Origin of the sequence: Aliiroseovarius sediminilitoris (assembly GCF_900109955.1) — a bacterium.
Lineage (GTDB): Bacteria > Pseudomonadota > Alphaproteobacteria > Rhodobacterales > Rhodobacteraceae > Aliiroseovarius > Aliiroseovarius sediminilitoris.
The window spans coordinates 1233141-1247107 of sequence record NZ_FOJB01000001.1 but is presented as its reverse complement, the minus strand read 5'-3'; the positions used below and the strand labels follow the sequence as shown (position 1 = coordinate 1247107).

The 13967-nt window shown below is 57.7% G+C and carries 15 protein-coding genes; 8 read left to right on the top strand and 7 right to left on the bottom strand.

What is annotated here, in order from left to right; genetic code table 11:
- Window positions 1-35 precede the first annotated feature (35 nt).
- Window positions 36-524, bottom strand: a complete 489-nt coding sequence (locus tag BMY55_RS06280; RefSeq protein WP_091429223.1) for a VOC family protein — start codon at window positions 522-524, stop codon at window positions 36-38.
- 80 nt (window positions 525-604) lie between these two features.
- Window positions 605-1567, bottom strand: coding sequence for a DUF808 domain-containing protein (locus tag BMY55_RS06275; RefSeq protein WP_091429221.1), 963 nt, complete (start codon window positions 1565-1567; stop codon window positions 605-607).
- Window positions 1568-1815: 248 nt separating this feature from the next.
- Here BMY55_RS06275 and gap (BMY55_RS06270) point away from each other — a divergent pair, with 248 nt between their 5' ends.
- The 3 genes from gap (BMY55_RS06270) (at window position 1816) to gap (BMY55_RS06260) (ending at window position 4197) form a co-directional block, all read left to right on the top strand.
- Window positions 1816-2814 (top strand): type I glyceraldehyde-3-phosphate dehydrogenase, encoded by a 999-nt coding sequence (gap, locus tag BMY55_RS06270; protein WP_091429218.1) that lies wholly within the window; start codon window positions 1816-1818, stop codon window positions 2812-2814.
- Between the two features lie 115 nt (window positions 2815-2929).
- Entirely contained in the window at window positions 2930-3073 is a 144-nt protein-coding gene (locus tag BMY55_RS16905) for a hypothetical protein (protein WP_091429217.1), read from the top strand.
- A 125-nt stretch (window positions 3074-3198) separates the two neighbouring features.
- The gene (gene gap, locus BMY55_RS06260) at window positions 3199-4197 is read left to right on the top strand and encodes a type I glyceraldehyde-3-phosphate dehydrogenase (protein ID WP_091432101.1); all 999 of its coding nucleotides are present in this window, start codon (window positions 3199-3201) and stop codon (window positions 4195-4197) included.
- A gap of 213 nt (window positions 4198-4410) precedes the next feature.
- Here the strand turns inward: gap (BMY55_RS06260) and BMY55_RS06255 are convergent, their stop codons facing one another.
- The 4 genes from BMY55_RS06255 to BMY55_RS06240 form a co-directional block, all read right to left on the bottom strand.
- Window positions 4411-4965: a DUF6151 family protein gene (locus BMY55_RS06255; RefSeq protein ID WP_091429215.1), complete on the bottom strand. Its 555-nt coding sequence runs from the start codon at window positions 4963-4965 to the stop codon at window positions 4411-4413.
- Between the two features lie 171 nt (window positions 4966-5136).
- Window positions 5137-5628, bottom strand: a complete 492-nt coding sequence (gene coaD, locus BMY55_RS06250) for a pantetheine-phosphate adenylyltransferase (protein WP_091429214.1) — start codon at window positions 5626-5628, stop codon at window positions 5137-5139.
- A 104-nt stretch (window positions 5629-5732) separates the two neighbouring features.
- Entirely contained in the window at window positions 5733-6167 is a 435-nt protein-coding gene (locus BMY55_RS06245; RefSeq protein WP_091432100.1) for a CBS domain-containing protein, read from the bottom strand.
- A gap of 109 nt (window positions 6168-6276) precedes the next feature.
- Window positions 6277-7167, bottom strand: coding sequence for a LysR family transcriptional regulator (locus tag BMY55_RS06240; RefSeq protein ID WP_091429212.1), 891 nt, complete (start codon window positions 7165-7167; stop codon window positions 6277-6279).
- 183 nt (window positions 7168-7350) lie between these two features.
- Between BMY55_RS06240 and BMY55_RS06235 the strand changes: the two genes are divergently transcribed.
- Window positions 7351-8850: a CoA-acylating methylmalonate-semialdehyde dehydrogenase gene (locus BMY55_RS06235; protein WP_091429211.1), complete on the top strand. Its 1500-nt coding sequence runs from the start codon at window positions 7351-7353 to the stop codon at window positions 8848-8850.
- Between the two features lie 53 nt (window positions 8851-8903).
- On the opposite strand, the gene BMY55_RS06230 is transcribed toward BMY55_RS06235, so the two are convergent.
- Window positions 8904-9338 (bottom strand): hypothetical protein, encoded by a 435-nt coding sequence (locus BMY55_RS06230; RefSeq protein WP_091429209.1) that lies wholly within the window; start codon window positions 9336-9338, stop codon window positions 8904-8906.
- Window positions 9339-9516: 178 nt separating this feature from the next.
- Here BMY55_RS06230 and BMY55_RS06225 point away from each other — a divergent pair, with 178 nt between their 5' ends.
- From BMY55_RS06225 to mmsB, 4 genes are all read left to right on the top strand, one after another.
- Window positions 9517-10650: a carboxylate-amine ligase gene (locus tag BMY55_RS06225; RefSeq protein WP_091429207.1), complete on the top strand. Its 1134-nt coding sequence runs from the start codon at window positions 9517-9519 to the stop codon at window positions 10648-10650.
- Between the two features lie 136 nt (window positions 10651-10786).
- Window positions 10787-11938, top strand: a complete 1152-nt coding sequence (locus tag BMY55_RS06220) for an acyl-CoA dehydrogenase family protein (RefSeq protein WP_091429206.1) — start codon at window positions 10787-10789, stop codon at window positions 11936-11938.
- Complete coding sequence (locus BMY55_RS06215) at window positions 11938-12966, top strand: enoyl-CoA hydratase/isomerase family protein (protein WP_091429204.1); 1029 nt, start codon at window positions 11938-11940, stop codon at window positions 12964-12966. Before BMY55_RS06220 ends, BMY55_RS06215 begins: the two co-directional genes overlap by 1 nt.
- Window positions 12967-12977: 11 nt before the next feature.
- Window positions 12978-13850, top strand: a complete 873-nt coding sequence (gene mmsB / locus BMY55_RS06210) for a 3-hydroxyisobutyrate dehydrogenase (protein WP_091429202.1) — start codon at window positions 12978-12980, stop codon at window positions 13848-13850.
- The last annotated feature ends 117 nt before the right edge of the window (window positions 13851-13967 follow it).

Sequence of the window (13967 nt, the reverse complement as noted above, 5' to 3'; positions counted from 1 at the left end):
CTTGGACATTCGGCGAGTGTTGACTGGTCATCCCTTTACGAGCCACGATCCCGCCGGGCCGCGTCAATGGCCGCCACATCAATCTTTTTCATATGCATCATCGCTTCAAACGCACGTCGGGCTTCATCTCCCCCCGCCGCAATCGCCTCGGTCAAGGTGCGCGGGGTGATCTGCCACGAAATCCCCCACATGTCCTTGCACCAGCCACAGACACTTTCTTGACCGCCATTGCCGACAATGGCATTCCAATAGGCGTCGGTCTCCTCTTGCGTGTTTGTCGCTATCTGAAACGAAAACGCCTCGCTGTGCTTGAAATGGTCCCCGCCATTCACCCCAATGCAGGGCATGCCGATCACGGTAAATTCGACCGTCAGCACATCGCCTGCCTTGCCGGATGGATAATCGCTGGGTGCACGGTGTATTGCTGTCACCGCACTGTCGGGAAAGGTTTGGGCATAGAATTGCGCGGCGTCCTGTGCTCCGCGGTCATACATCAGGCAGGTTGTGATCGGATAAATGGGCATCGCCGTCGCTCCTCTGTCACCACGCCAATCCTAGCACAACGCCCGAAGTGCCAGGAGAACCCGGCAACCCTTCGGCCAATTCAGGCCTTGCCCTTGAACACGGACTGCCAAATCGGCCCGATCACGCGGGTGGCCAGCGGGATAATCAACACGCCCAGCGCCAACCCAACAATTCCATCAAGCGTCGCCGTCACGGCCCATTCAACAAACCCGGCCATATTCGGCACGGCACGTGCCACTGAAATCGCGATTTCGTTAATGAACCTATAGGGTTGATATACGCCCAGTTCGTATAGCCCATGAATGATGATCGAACCGCCGACCCAGATCATCGCCGCCGTCCCTATGACCATCAGCAATTTCAGGAAACCCGGCATGGCGTTGACGATTCCGCGCCCGAAGGCGCGGGTCGCAGACAGATTTCCCCGTTGGGCCATATAAAGCCCAAGATCATCCATTTTCACAATCAAAGCGACCGACCCATAAACGACCACCGTTATACCAATGGCGACGACTGCCAAAGTCGCAGCCTCCATCCAGATATTGCTTTCCGGTATGGCGGCAAGAGCTATGGTCATGATCTCAGCCGACAGGATGAAATCGGTCTTGATCGCGCCCGCCACTTTCTCTTTTTCAAGATGGGCCGGATCGCCGATGTCATATTCGGCTTTATCCCATGTTTTCTCATGGGGAAACAACACCTGCCAGACCTTTTCCGCGCCCTCAAAACACAGATAGGACCCGCCCAACATCAACAGCGGCGGGATCAACCAAGGCGCAAACGAGGACAGAAGCAGCCCGATCGGCAGCAGGATGATCAGCTTGTTCTTGATCGACCCCCAAGCGATGCGCCCGATGATCGGCAACTCACGCTTGGCCTCGAACCCCTGCACATATTTCGGCGTGACGGCAGCGTCATCGATCACCGCGCCGGCAGCTTTCGCCCCGGCTTTCGCCGCCTGACCCGCCACATCATCAACCGAAGCCGCCGCGATCTTCGCAATGCCCGCCACGTCATCTAACAGCGCAATCAAACCACTCATAAACCATGCCCCTGTGTTTGTGTTGATCGGGACATTAAAGGCATTCGCGCACAGGGTGAAGCACTTGCAGACCAAAGAGTCCTGTTGGCTGTGGGCGCATATCGTTTGCGCTAACGACCTGCTCACCCACCATGTTTTCGCTAACAAGCTGGTGTCAAACGCGTTTTGCGGGTTGGGCCATGACGGATCGGTCGTTATATCAGCTGAAAGTTTCGTGGCCATCAGGCCAAAACCTGAGGGGAAGACGCATGACCGTCACAGTGGGTATCAATGGATTTGGCCGCATCGGCCGCTGCACCTTGGCGCAGATCGCCGCATCGGGTCGCAACGACATAAACGTGGTCAAGGTCAACGCAACCGGCCCGTTGGAAACCGCTGCACACCTGTTGAAATATGATAGCATCCATGGCCGCTTCCCGAACGAGATTTCGCTGGGCGACATGACCATGGATGTGGGCCGCGGCCCGATGCAGATGATGTCGACCTATGATCTGGATGAATTGGACTGGACCGGCTGCGACGTTGTGCTGGAATGCACCGGCAATTTCAACGATGGTGAAAAGGCAAAGCGCCACATCGAACGGGGCGCGCGCAAGGTTCTGATCTCGGCCCCCGCCAAGAATGTGCAGAAAACCATCGTTCTGGGCGTGAATGACAAAGAGCTTCAGGCCCATCACAACATGGTATCGAACGGATCGTGCACCACCAACGGGTTAGCCCCGCTGGCCAAGGTCCTGCACGAAGCGCTGGGAATTGAGCGTGGCATCATGACCACAATCCATTCCTACACCGGCGACCAGCCGACGCTCGACCGCCGTCACAACGACCTTTACCGTGCCCGCGCCGCCGCCATGGCGATCATTCCGACGTCGACAGGCGCCGCGAAAGCCTTGGGCGAAGTGCTGCCGGAACTGGCTGGCAGACTGGACGGGACCGCCATGCGGGTGCCCACTCCCAACGTATCGGCCATTGATCTGACTTTTGAAGCCGGGCGCGACACGTCGGTGGAGGAAGTAAACGAGATCGTGCGCGTCGCCGCCGAAGGCACGATGTCGCGCGTTCTGGGATATGACCCCGAACCCAAGGTTTCGATTGACTTCAACCACACCGAACAAAGCTCGATCTTCGCCCCGGACCAGACCAAGGTCGTTGGCGGCCGCACTGTGCGAGTAATGGGCTGGTATGACAACGAATGGGGCTTTTCGACCCGCATGGCGGATGTCGCAGTGAAAATGGGCTCGTTCTAAGCACCCCACCAACAACAAGTCCTGACCCCGTCCCTTCCAGTGGCGGGGTTTCTTTTACCCTTGCCCCGGCTCGCCTGCCATTGCAACAATATGCCAAAATGGGCAGGAGCAGACTTTGACAAACCAGATCGCACTGACCCTGGGCATTTTGATCGTGGGTTTGATCGCGGCTGATCTGCTGTTTGCAGAGGGTGGCAGCCTGTTGTTTCTGTCAAAGAAGTTCCTCGAATTCACCGAATGGATTGCATTCTGGCGTTGATGGTTACTGGCCCGGTTGGTGATCTTCTCTTGACCTTTTGGCTGAAATGTTGATGTTAGCGCTCACATATGACGACCGGCCGCGCCGGACTTTCGCCGGGCGCCCCTCATGCAAGGATGAAGAATATGACAGTCAAAGTGGCCATCAACGGATTTGGACGGATTGGACGACTGGTGCTGCGCGCCCTGCATGAAACCGGACGCGACGATATCGAAATTGTTGCAATCAACGATCTTGGCCCGGTCGACATGAATGCCCATCTGCTGCAATTCGACAGCGTGCATGGTCGTTTCCCGAACGAAGTGACGTTCACTGACGACACGATCAACGCAGGCCGTGGTCCAATCCGTGTCACCGCCATCCGCAATCCTGCCGAGCTGCCTTGGGGGGATGTGGACATCGTACTGGAATGCACCGGCATCTTCACCGGCGACAAAGCCAAGATCCACCTGGAAAACGGCGCGAGCCGTGTATTGGTCTCTGCCCCATCCTCGGGCGCAGACAAGACCATCGTTTACGGTGTGAACCATGACACGCTGACCGCGGCAGATGTGCATGTATCAAACGCCTCGTGCACAACGAACTGCCTGTCGCCGGTCGCCAAGGTTCTGCAAGACGCAATTGGCATCAACAAAGGCTTCATGACGACCATCCACAGCTATACCGGCGATCAGCCCACGCTGGACACGCTGCACAAGGATTTCTATCGCGCCCGTGCAGCCGCGCTCAGCATGATCCCCACCACCACCGGGGCTGCTCGTGCGGTCGGGTTGGTGCTGCCAGAGCTGGCGGGCAAGCTGGACGGCGTCGCAATCCGTGTCCCCACGCCCAACGTCTCCTGCGTTGACCTGACGTTCGAGGCGTCGCGCGACACCACGGTGGACGAGGTCAACGCGGCCATTGTCGCCGCCGCCAACGGCCCGCTGAAAGGCGTTCTTGGCGTGGTCGACCGCCCGCTGGTCTCAAGCGATTTCAACCACGACTCGCACTCATCGAACTTCGCGCTGGACCAAACCAAGGTGCTGGACGGCAACATGGTGCGGGTGCTCAGCTGGTATGACAACGAATGGGGCTTCAGTTGCCGCATGCTGGATACAGCGGTCGAGATGGCGAAGCATCTGTGACCCACGCGCACAGAACGCGAAAGCCCGGGGGCATCGGCTCCGGCTTTTCTTCGACTTGGTTGGTCGGCGCGGAACTCTAGCTTGCGGACGAAGTTAGCTTTCACCCCAGTCGCACAGATATCGCCTTTTTTGGGCGAGGCGTTCAACAAACGGTCGTTTTTGCAACGATTGCCGTGGGTCAAGGATCAGATGCTAGTCAACACGTAAACGCCATTAAGGTCTTTTGAGGCCGATGGGAGTAGCACCGTCGTTTTCAAAGAAGGGTGAACCCTTATGCTTTCCAAAAAGCTTGCCTTTCACAACAAAGGGGAGAACTGTCAGCATATCGCGCGCACCGATCTTATCGGAAACTTTGAAATCGGGGTTGCCTTTGGCGTATGTTCCCCTAATCCGCCCACGAATTTCGCCAAATTTTTTTAGCGCTTGAGTATCAGCCGCAGTATACGCCGAGTGAAATATACCAGCCCAAGGAAAATTGGGGCGCGTGTTGACGATCGGCGAATTGCAACATGTTGTTGAAAAACGATAAAGACCGTTCTGTGTCACCTGAGAATAGCAAAGATTGCTTTCTCCTTTGATAAAAGTGATGTCGCTTGGGTAAGCAGGGACAACTTCTGTGCCCCCAAACTCATCGAGGACATCAGTGCGTTCAAGCATTTCAGCAAAAGCCTGACAATCATCGCAATAACAAACAAGTCTGCCGGGCGAATTCTTTGGGGAATTGGCAAGTTCCGCTTGAAAACTGCCACAGTCACACTGAATTTTCATTTCGCGAAATTCTCTTTACTGTTTTCCTAATACGGGCCTATTTTTCATCAATAGCGACCGGGAACGTCCGTTGGACGGAATTGCAGAAGATCGGCAGATGGGCTCAAACCGATTGATCAATACCAAAATGCCGCCGCCCCGGTCACCTCTCAGACCGCGTGAAACCACCGCCTAACCGATTTTCGCCAACAGTTGCTCCTTCACGCTGGGCGGCACAAATTTCGTCACATCCCCGCCCAGCTTTGCAATCTCTTTCACCAGCTTCGACGCAATGGCCTGATACTTCGCCTCGGCCATCAGAAACACGGTTTCGACGCTGTCATCCATTGCGCGATTCATGCCAACCATCTGATATTCATATTCAAAGTCTGTGACCGCCCGCAGGCCGCGGATAATGATTTGCGCGCCAACATCGTGGGCACAATCGATCAGAAGGTTCTCAAAAGGATGGGCCACGATCTCGGTGCCAGTTTCCGCCGTCAGCTTGGCACATTCCGCCTCGACCATCGCAACCCGCTCTTCAAGCGAGAACATAGGGTTCTTGCCCGTGTTGATCGCAACCCCAATCACCAGGCGGTCGACCAGAGCGCACCCACGACGAATGATGTCGGTATGGCCCAGAGTGATGGGATCGAAGGTTCCGGGATACAATCCTATGCGCATATTCTGGCCTTTCTTCAATGCCGATACGCAACAATACTGTGCCCGGCACTGCAAGTTTTATTCCGCAATGCGCAAAGCATTGACTGCTGGTCCATTGGATCTGGTCAGTACCCCATGATCATGTTTTTCAAGGCATCCGCTTGTTGTGACAGCTCGTCAAGACGCGCTTTGACCACGTCGCCAATCGACACCAATCCGATCATTTCATCGCCGTCCATCACTGGCATGTGACGGAATCGGCCGTCGGTCATTGTGTGCAGAACCTGAATGGCCCGGTCCCCCGGCACACACGTCACCAGTTTAGACGTCATCAGATCATCAACTGACTGGTCCAGGCAGCTGGCGCCAACCTTGCCCAATGCCGAAACGATGTCACGCTCTGACAATATCCCCAATGGGCGCACACCGTCTTCGGACACGATCACCGCGCCGATTTTCTTCTCGGACAGAAGGTTTGCCGCATCCGAAACCTTACTGCCCGGCTTGACCGTCGCAACACCCGCCAGCGTTTTGTTTTTCAGTATCTGGTGAATGAGCATGTGGCCCTCCATTCTGGTGAAATGCTTGTATTTTTCTGTCTTCAGCGTCACCCCAAGCGCAACAATATGTCAAGGGCTGTTTGCAATTGCAGCAAAGGAAAAGTTCCCGTCACGCCATCGCTTCCAATCGTGCGACCTCGTCACGGATACCCCGCGTCAATTCCTCGGCCACGCGCGTGAACCGCTCGACCCGCGCATCGCCCTCGTGCCGGATCAGATAAAACGATCTCGTGACCGAGACCTCATCCGTCAGCACCCGCCGCAGGTTTGGCGCAAAGGGCAGAATGAAATCATGTGTGACCCCAATCCCCCCACCCTGCCGCACCATGCCCAACTGAACCGAGACCAGGTTTGACGCCAGCGCCACTTTCTCAATCCCCATCCCGGTCAGGAAATCCAGCTCAGGATAGAAAATCATATCCTGGATATACCCAACGATCGGATGTGCATGAAGGTCATCCAGACTGGTCAATGGCGGTGCACGGTCCAGATATTCCCGCGCCGCAGCAAGATGCAGATGATAATCCGTCACCTTCTGCACAGTGATCCTCCCGGCCTGTGGCGGAGAAACCGTGATCGCCATATCCGCCTCACGCTTCGACAGGTTGATTACCCGCGGCAAGGCCACGATCTGCAACTCCAACTCGGGATGCTCTTTCTGGATCGCTGTGCAGACCTGCGGCAGAATATAGCTGGCACAGCCATCCGTCGCACCAATACGCACCTGCCCCGACAATTGCCCGGATTGCCCGGTCAATTCGTCTGCCCCCGACAACACGGCCTGCTCCGCCCGTTCGGCGTGGGACAACAAACGTGACCCCGCCTCGGTCAACGCATATCCCTGCGGTGATTTGGTAAAAAGTGGCTGCCCCAGATCCCCCTCCAGCTTCGCCACCCGCCGCCCCACGGTTGCTGCATCACGCCGCAACACTTTGCCTGCACGTGACAGGCTTTCCGCGCGCGCCACCGCCAGAAACACCCTCAGATCATCCCAGTCCATCAAACACCTCGCCCCTTCTCGCATCACCTGCGTTTCTTCTGGCCCCAAATATCCCCGCCGGAGGCTTCCCTGCTCTCCAACCTCGACCCATTTTGCGTTTTTGCAAAACCTTTTTGAAGAACTGCCTCTTTTCCAAGCATAATTGCAAGGCTATCTTCCCCTCGAACTGATGGGAGAAAGACCATGAAAACACTGGGACACTGGATCAACGGCCAATTGGTCGACGGCACGTCGGGCCGCACGGCAGACGTTTACAACCCCGCGACAGGCGAGGTTCAGGCCAAGGTCGCGCTGGCATCACAGGCCGAAATGGACGACGCCGTCGCAAAAGCGGCCGAAGCACAGAAAGCATGGGGTGCGACCAACCCCCAAAAGCGTGGTCGCGTAATGATGGCACTGGTTGGCCTTCTGAACCGCGACATGGACAAGCTGGCCGAAGCCCTGTCGCGTGAACATGGTAAAACCATCCCCGACGCGAAAGGCGACGTTCAGCGCGGGCTTGAAGTGATCGAATACTGCATCGGTGCCGCTCAGATGCTGAAAGGCGAATTCACCGATTCAGCCGGTCCTGGCATCGACATGTACTCCATGCGCCAGCCGCTGGGTGTTGTTGCCTCGATCACGCCGTTCAACTTCCCCGCCATGATTCCGCTCTGGGGCATGGGCCCGGCACTCTCTGCCGGTAACGCGATGATCCTGAAACCGTCCGAGCGCGATCCCTCGGTCCCTTTGATGCTGGCTGAGCTATGCAAAGAGGCGGGCCTGCCCGATGGCGTGTTGCAGGTTGTGAACGGCGACAAGGACGCGGTGGACGCGATCTTGGACAACGAAACCATCCAGGCGGTTGCTTTCGTCGGCTCGACCCCGATCGCGCATTACATCTATTCGCGCGCCACAGCAAACGGCAAGCGCGCGCAGTGTTTCGGCGGGGCCAAGAACCACATGATCGTCATGCCTGATGCCGATATGGAACAAGCCGCGGATGCATTGATCGGTGCCGGGTTCGGCGCGGCTGGCGAACGCTGCATGGCCATCTCGGTCGCAGTTCCAGTCGGCGAGGAAACCGCCGACAAGCTGCGCGATGCTCTGGTGCCGCGGATCGAAAAGCTGAAGGTTGCGCCCTATACCGCCGGCGACGATGTGGATTACGGCCCGGTCGTCACTGCAGCCGCCAAGGAAAACATCCTGCGTCTGATCAGCTCCGGCGTCGAACAGGGCGCTGATCTGGTGGTCGACAATCGCGATTTCAAGCTGCAAGGCTATGAGGACGGATTCTTCGTCGGTCCGCACCTGTTTGACCGCGTGACCACCGATATGGACATCTACAAAACCGAGATCTTCGGCCCCGTTCTATCCATGGTGCGCGCGCAGTCTTACGAAGAAGCCCTCGGCCACGCGATGAACCACGAATACGGCAATGGCACCGCGATCTTCACTCGCGATGGCGACACCGCGCGTGACTTCGCCAACCGGATCAACATCGGCATGGTCGGCATCAACGTGCCAATCCCCGTGCCGCTGGCCTATCACACCTTTGGCGGCTGGAAAAAGTCGGGCTTTGGTGATTTGAACCAGCACGGCCCAGATGCGTTCAAGTTCTATACGCGCACCAAGACCGTGACGTCGCGCTGGCCCTCGGGTCTAAAGGAAGGTGGCGAATTCCACTTCAAAGCGATGGATTGACAGGTCGCCGCCAAAATCAACAAGAAAGCTCCGGTTCTTCAACCGGGGCTTTTCTAATCCAACCGCCGACCATCCCCCAAAGATCTGACGAAATCGTCAACGTCTTCGGCTGCAACCCCCAGAAAAGCCAGAGCGTCCGCCCCATTGCGGAACACATCAATCTCGGTCGGCACGTGATCTTGCGCGGATTGTTCAAAAATGCGCGCCAGAACAAATATTTCGGGCCGTGGAGCCAGAAGCGCCAATTTGCTGGCCGCGGGATAATCGCGTAACAGCTTCCGTTGCATTTGTACGTATTCCGCTGGTCCCTCATTCGGACGGTCAATGGTGCGCAACTGGCGCAAATCAACCAGAACTCTACGCCCCCTGGGTGCGTCAATGGCAATGACCCACTCGGCAATTCGGGCCGTCAGGCTGGCGAACCGGGCATGCGCAGAGCAGCGAATAAGCAAAAACTTTTGGTCATCGAAATAGGTGGCAGTATACATTTTCAACCTCGGCGCGATTACGCCAAGTCAAACAAAGCCCCATCCTTACCTAAGGTCAACCTTCAATTCCCTCCGCTTTGATCCGAACGACCAATCAGCCGGTGTTCATGGTGCCGGATGCTTGTCGCTTGCCCTCAATGATGCAAAGCTGTTCCCGACACGACCGAAAGGACAGCCGATGGCCCTGAAAGAACCGCCGTTTTCTATTGGTGTCGAAGAAGAATATCTGCTGGTGGATCGCGACAGCTATGCCTTGGCGCGTGCACCTGATCGCTTGATGAACGACTGTAAAGCCGAGCTTGAAGGTCAGGTCAGTCCCGAGTTCCTGCAATGCCAGATCGAGATCGGCACCTGCGTCTGCGCCAACGTGACCGACGCCCGCGAAGATCTGAAACGTTTGCGGTCGAGCGTCGCCAAACATGCCAAAACATATGGTCTGGCCCCGATTGCGGCGTCGTGTCATCCCTTTGCCGACTGGAAGGAACAGCACCATGTCGACAAGGACCGCTATAATGATCTGAAACGCGATCTTGCGGGGGTCGTGCGCCGAATGCTGATCTGTGGGATGCATGTTCACGTCGGCATACCTGACCCCGACACGCGGATCGACCTGGTCAATCAGCTCAGCTATTTCCTGCCCCATCTGCTTGCCTTGTCCGGCAGTTCGCCATTCTGGCAAGGCGATGATACCGGGTTGGCATCCTATCGCCTGACCGTGTTCGACAACTTGCCCCGCACGGGTCTGCCGCCGCATTTGTCCGGCTGGTCCGAATTCGAACGCTCGGTTCAGGCGTTGGTTGATATCGGCGTGATCGAGGACAGTTCGAAAATCTGGTGGGATCTGCGGCCGTCCTCGCGCTTTCCGACCATCGAAAGCCGCATCTGCGATGTGCAACCCCGCCTGGAGCACACAGTCAGCCTGGCGGCGCTGACCCAATGTCTGGCCCGTATGCTGTGGCGGTTGAAGGCCAAGAACCAACGCTGGCGGCTCTATGACAATTTTCTTGTCGCCGAAAACCGCTGGCGCGCGCAACGATACGGGGTCGGCGGCGGGCTGATCGACTTCGGCATCGGTGAGATCGTCGATTTCCCGCAGCTTCTTGAGGATATGTTCCACCTGATTGAACAGGACGCCGAGGCCCTTGGCTGCGTCGTCGAAGTCGAAGCCGCCCGCGGTATTCTTGAGACGGGCATCTCGTCCGACCGCCAGCGCGCTGTCTATCACGACAGCATTCAGGCTGAGAAACCGAAAGAGTATGCGCTTCAAGACGTTGTGCGGCATTTGATCGAAGAGTATCACACCGACCTGTGACCCGCAGGACCCGCCCCGCCCGCGGTGTCTGACGTTACGGCAGCTTGCGACGTGACGGAACTCTCCACCGCATTGAAAAACTCCTGTAAGAATTGCGCCATAACGTGACCCGCAAACACGCGGACGGGAGAAAGACATGGATTTCGCGCTTTCCGAGGAACAGACCCTCATCTTCGACATGGCCAAAGGGTTTGGCGAGGAACACATCGCCCCCAATTCCGAGAAATGGGAGGCCGAGGGCACCATCCCGAAAGATCTGTGGCCGCAATTGGCCGAACTGGGCTTTGGCGGCATCTATGTCAGCGAAGAATATGGCGGCTCGGGCCTGTCGCGTCTGGATGCAACGCTGGTCTTTGAGGCGCTCGCCATGGCCGACCCTGCGGTCGGATCGTTCCTGTCGATCCACAACATGTGCGGAGGTATGATCGACAAATTCGGCAAAGAAGAAGACAAGCAGAAATGGCTGCCGTCGCTCTGCACGATGGAAAAAGTGTTCTCTTACTGCCTGACCGAACCGGGCTCCGGCTCGGATGCGGCGGCGCTGAAAACCCGCGCACAGAAGACCAACGACAGCTATGTGCTGACCGGCAACAAGGCGTTCATCTCGGGCGGCAACTATTCTGACGTCTATGTCACCATGTGCCGCACAGGTGAAGATGGTCCCAAGGGCATTTCCACCGTGATTGTCGAAGAGGGCACCCCCGGCCTGAGTTTCGGTGCGAATGAGCGCAAGATGGGCTGGAAAGCCCAGCCCACATCACAGGTGCAATTCGACGATTGCGCCGTCCCGCACGAAAACCTGCTGGGCGAAGAGGGCAAAGGGTTTGTCTATGCGATGGCGGGGCTGGATGGTGGGCGTCTGAACATCTCGGCAGGTGCGCTTGGCGGTGCACAGAAGGCACTGGACCTGACGCTGCAATATATGGGCGAACGCAAGGCATTCGGCAAAACCATCGACCAGTTTCAGGCATTGCAATTCAAGCTGGCGGAATACGAGACCCGCCTGCAAGCCGCGCGTACTTTCCTGCGTCAGGCCGCTTGGAAACTGGACAACAAAGCGCCCGATGCCTCGAAGTTCTGCGCCATGGCCAAGCTGATGGTGACGGATGCGGCATTTGACGTGGCGAATGGATGTCTGCAACTGCATGGCGGCTATGGCTACTTGGCCGATTACGGGATCGAGAAGATCGTGCGCGACCTGCGCGTGCACCAGATTCTGGAAGGCACGAATGAGATCATGCGCCTGATCGTCGCCCGTCAACTGCTGGCTGAACGCGACCGCGGCTGATGTCTGACATCTCGATTAGAAAAGAGGGTAAAGCCGGGCGCATCACCCTGACCCGCCCCGATGCCTTGAATGCCCTGTCCTATGACATGTGCCTTGCGATCGACGCCGCGCTGATCGACTGGATCAACGATGACGAGGTCGCGCTGATCCTGATCGACGCCCAAGGTGACCGAGCCTTCTGCGCCGGTGGTGACATCCGTGAGATCTACGAGATCGGCCAGTCCGGCGACCCCACCCGCGCTCAGAACTTCTGGCGCGATGAATACCGCATGAACGCTCGACTGTTTGAATTTCCCAAGCCCATCGTCAGTTTCATGCAAGGCTTCACCATGGGCGGCGGTGTTGGTGTGGGCTGTCATGCGTCGCACCGGATCATGGCGCGATCCTCACGTATGGCGATGCCGGAATGCGGCATTGGGCTGGTGCCCGATGTGGGCGGATCACTGATCCTGGCCCATGCTCCGGGTCGGCTGGGCGAATATATCGGCATGACCGGTGCCCGCATGGCGCCAGGCGATGCGATCCACGCGGGCTTTGCCGATTTCGTGATCCGTCAGGCCGAATGGCCCGCGTTGAAAGCCGACCTGATCCGCACCGGCGACCCCAGCCATATCAACGAGGCCGCGATCCCGGCGATACCCGGCAACCTGTCGGCCATGCAGCCCATGATCGACGCGCATTTCGGGGGTGGCAACCTTGGCGACATCGTAGCCTCGCTGCGCGGTGAAGACAGCGTCTTCGCGTCCAATGCGCTGGAAGTTCTCAGCCGCAATTCGCCGCTGTCGATGGCCTGTACGGTCGAGATGATCCACCACCTCTCCACAACTCGCGATGTGCGCAAATCGCTGGAGCTGGAGTACCGCTTCGTCTATCGCGCATTGGAATATTCAGACCTGATGGAGGGCATCCGCGCCGCCGTCATCGACAAAGACCGCACCCCGAACTGGAAGCACAGCCTGGACAACCTGCCAAACGACGCCGTCGGCAAGATGCTCGCACCGCTCGGCGACAACACACTGACATTCTAAGGAGACCTGCCATGAAAATCGGATTTATCGGACTGGGCAACATGGGTGGCCCGATGGCCACGAACCTCGCCAAAGCGGGGCATGACGTGACGGGCTTCGACATGGCCCCCGTCGATATCGACGGCGTAACAATGGCAGCATCGGGTGTGGAAGCGGCCAAAGGTCGCGACGTGGTCATCACCATGCTGCCCAACGGACAGATCCTGCGCGCCGTGGCGAACGAAATCATACCCGCCATGGCCAAGGGAACCGCTTTCGTCGACTGCTCGACGGTGGATGTGGAAAGCGCCCGCGACGTTGCCAAGCAAGCCTTGGACGCGGGTCTTCTGCCGGTGGACGCGCCTGTGTCCGGCGGCGTTGGCGGCGCATCGGGCGGCACGTTGACCTTCATGGCCGGTGGCTCGGCCGAGGCGTTTGCCAAAGCAGAACCTTTGTTCGAGATCATGGGCCAGAAGGCCGTGCATTGCGGCGACAGCGGTGCGGGGCAAGCGGCCAAGATCTGCAACAACATGATCCTCGGCATCACCATGATCGGCACCTGCGAAGCGTTCGCACTGGCCGACAAATTGGGGCTGGATCGGCAAAAGATGTTCGACGTCGTGTCCACCTCCTCCGGCTACAGCTGGTCGATGAATGCCTATTGCCCCGCCCCCGGTGTCGGCCCCCAATCACCTGCCGACAACGACTACAAACCGGGCTTCGCCGCTGAACTGATGCTGAAAGACCTGCGCCTGAGCCAACAAGCCGCAGAAGCGGCCGATGCCGACACCCCAATGGGCCAGGCCGCCACTGCCCTGTATGAACAATTCGTTGAGAACGAGAATGGCCGCGGCATGGACTTCTCAGCTATGTTGCCGCGTTTTGAAAAACGCTCGCGCGGCTGATACGGTCGGCAACGGGGGCTCTGCCCCCACGGCGCACCCCCTAAGGGGCGCGCCTCCCCCGGGATATTTGAAACAAGAAAAAGGTGGTTTGAGCGCTTTTTCTTGTTTCAAATATCC

Excerpts from the sequence above, each read along its gene's own strand:
- BMY55_RS06280 (WP_091429223.1), bottom strand. The coding sequence starts at position 524 with ATGCCCATTTATCCGATCACAACCTGCCTGATGTATGACCGCGGAGCA.
- BMY55_RS06275 (WP_091429221.1), bottom strand. The coding sequence starts at position 1,567 with ATGAGTGGTTTGATTGCGCTGTTAGATGACGTGGCGGGCATTGCGAAG.
- gap (WP_091429218.1), top strand. The coding sequence starts at position 1,816 with ATGACCGTCACAGTGGGTATCAATGGATTTGGCCGCATCGGCCGCTGC.
- gap (WP_091432101.1), top strand. The coding sequence starts at position 3,199 with ATGACAGTCAAAGTGGCCATCAACGGATTTGGACGGATTGGACGACTG.
- BMY55_RS06255 (WP_091429215.1), bottom strand. The coding sequence starts at position 4,965 with ATGAAAATTCAGTGTGACTGTGGCAGTTTTCAAGCGGAACTTGCCAAT.
- coaD (WP_091429214.1), bottom strand. The coding sequence starts at position 5,628 with ATGCGCATAGGATTGTATCCCGGAACCTTCGATCCCATCACTCTGGGC.
- BMY55_RS06245 (WP_091432100.1), bottom strand. The coding sequence starts at position 6,167 with ATGCTCATTCACCAGATACTGAAAAACAAAACGCTGGCGGGTGTTGCG.
- BMY55_RS06240 (WP_091429212.1), bottom strand. The coding sequence starts at position 7,167 with ATGGACTGGGATGATCTGAGGGTGTTTCTGGCGGTGGCGCGCGCGGAA.
- BMY55_RS06235 (WP_091429211.1), top strand. The coding sequence starts at position 7,351 with ATGAAAACACTGGGACACTGGATCAACGGCCAATTGGTCGACGGCACG.
- BMY55_RS06230 (WP_091429209.1), bottom strand. The coding sequence starts at position 9,338 with ATGTATACTGCCACCTATTTCGATGACCAAAAGTTTTTGCTTATTCGC.
- BMY55_RS06225 (WP_091429207.1), top strand. The coding sequence starts at position 9,517 with ATGGCCCTGAAAGAACCGCCGTTTTCTATTGGTGTCGAAGAAGAATAT.
- BMY55_RS06220 (WP_091429206.1), top strand. The coding sequence starts at position 10,787 with ATGGATTTCGCGCTTTCCGAGGAACAGACCCTCATCTTCGACATGGCC.
- BMY55_RS06215 (WP_091429204.1), top strand. The coding sequence starts at position 11,938 with ATGTCTGACATCTCGATTAGAAAAGAGGGTAAAGCCGGGCGCATCACC.
- mmsB (WP_091429202.1), top strand. The coding sequence starts at position 12,978 with ATGAAAATCGGATTTATCGGACTGGGCAACATGGGTGGCCCGATGGCC.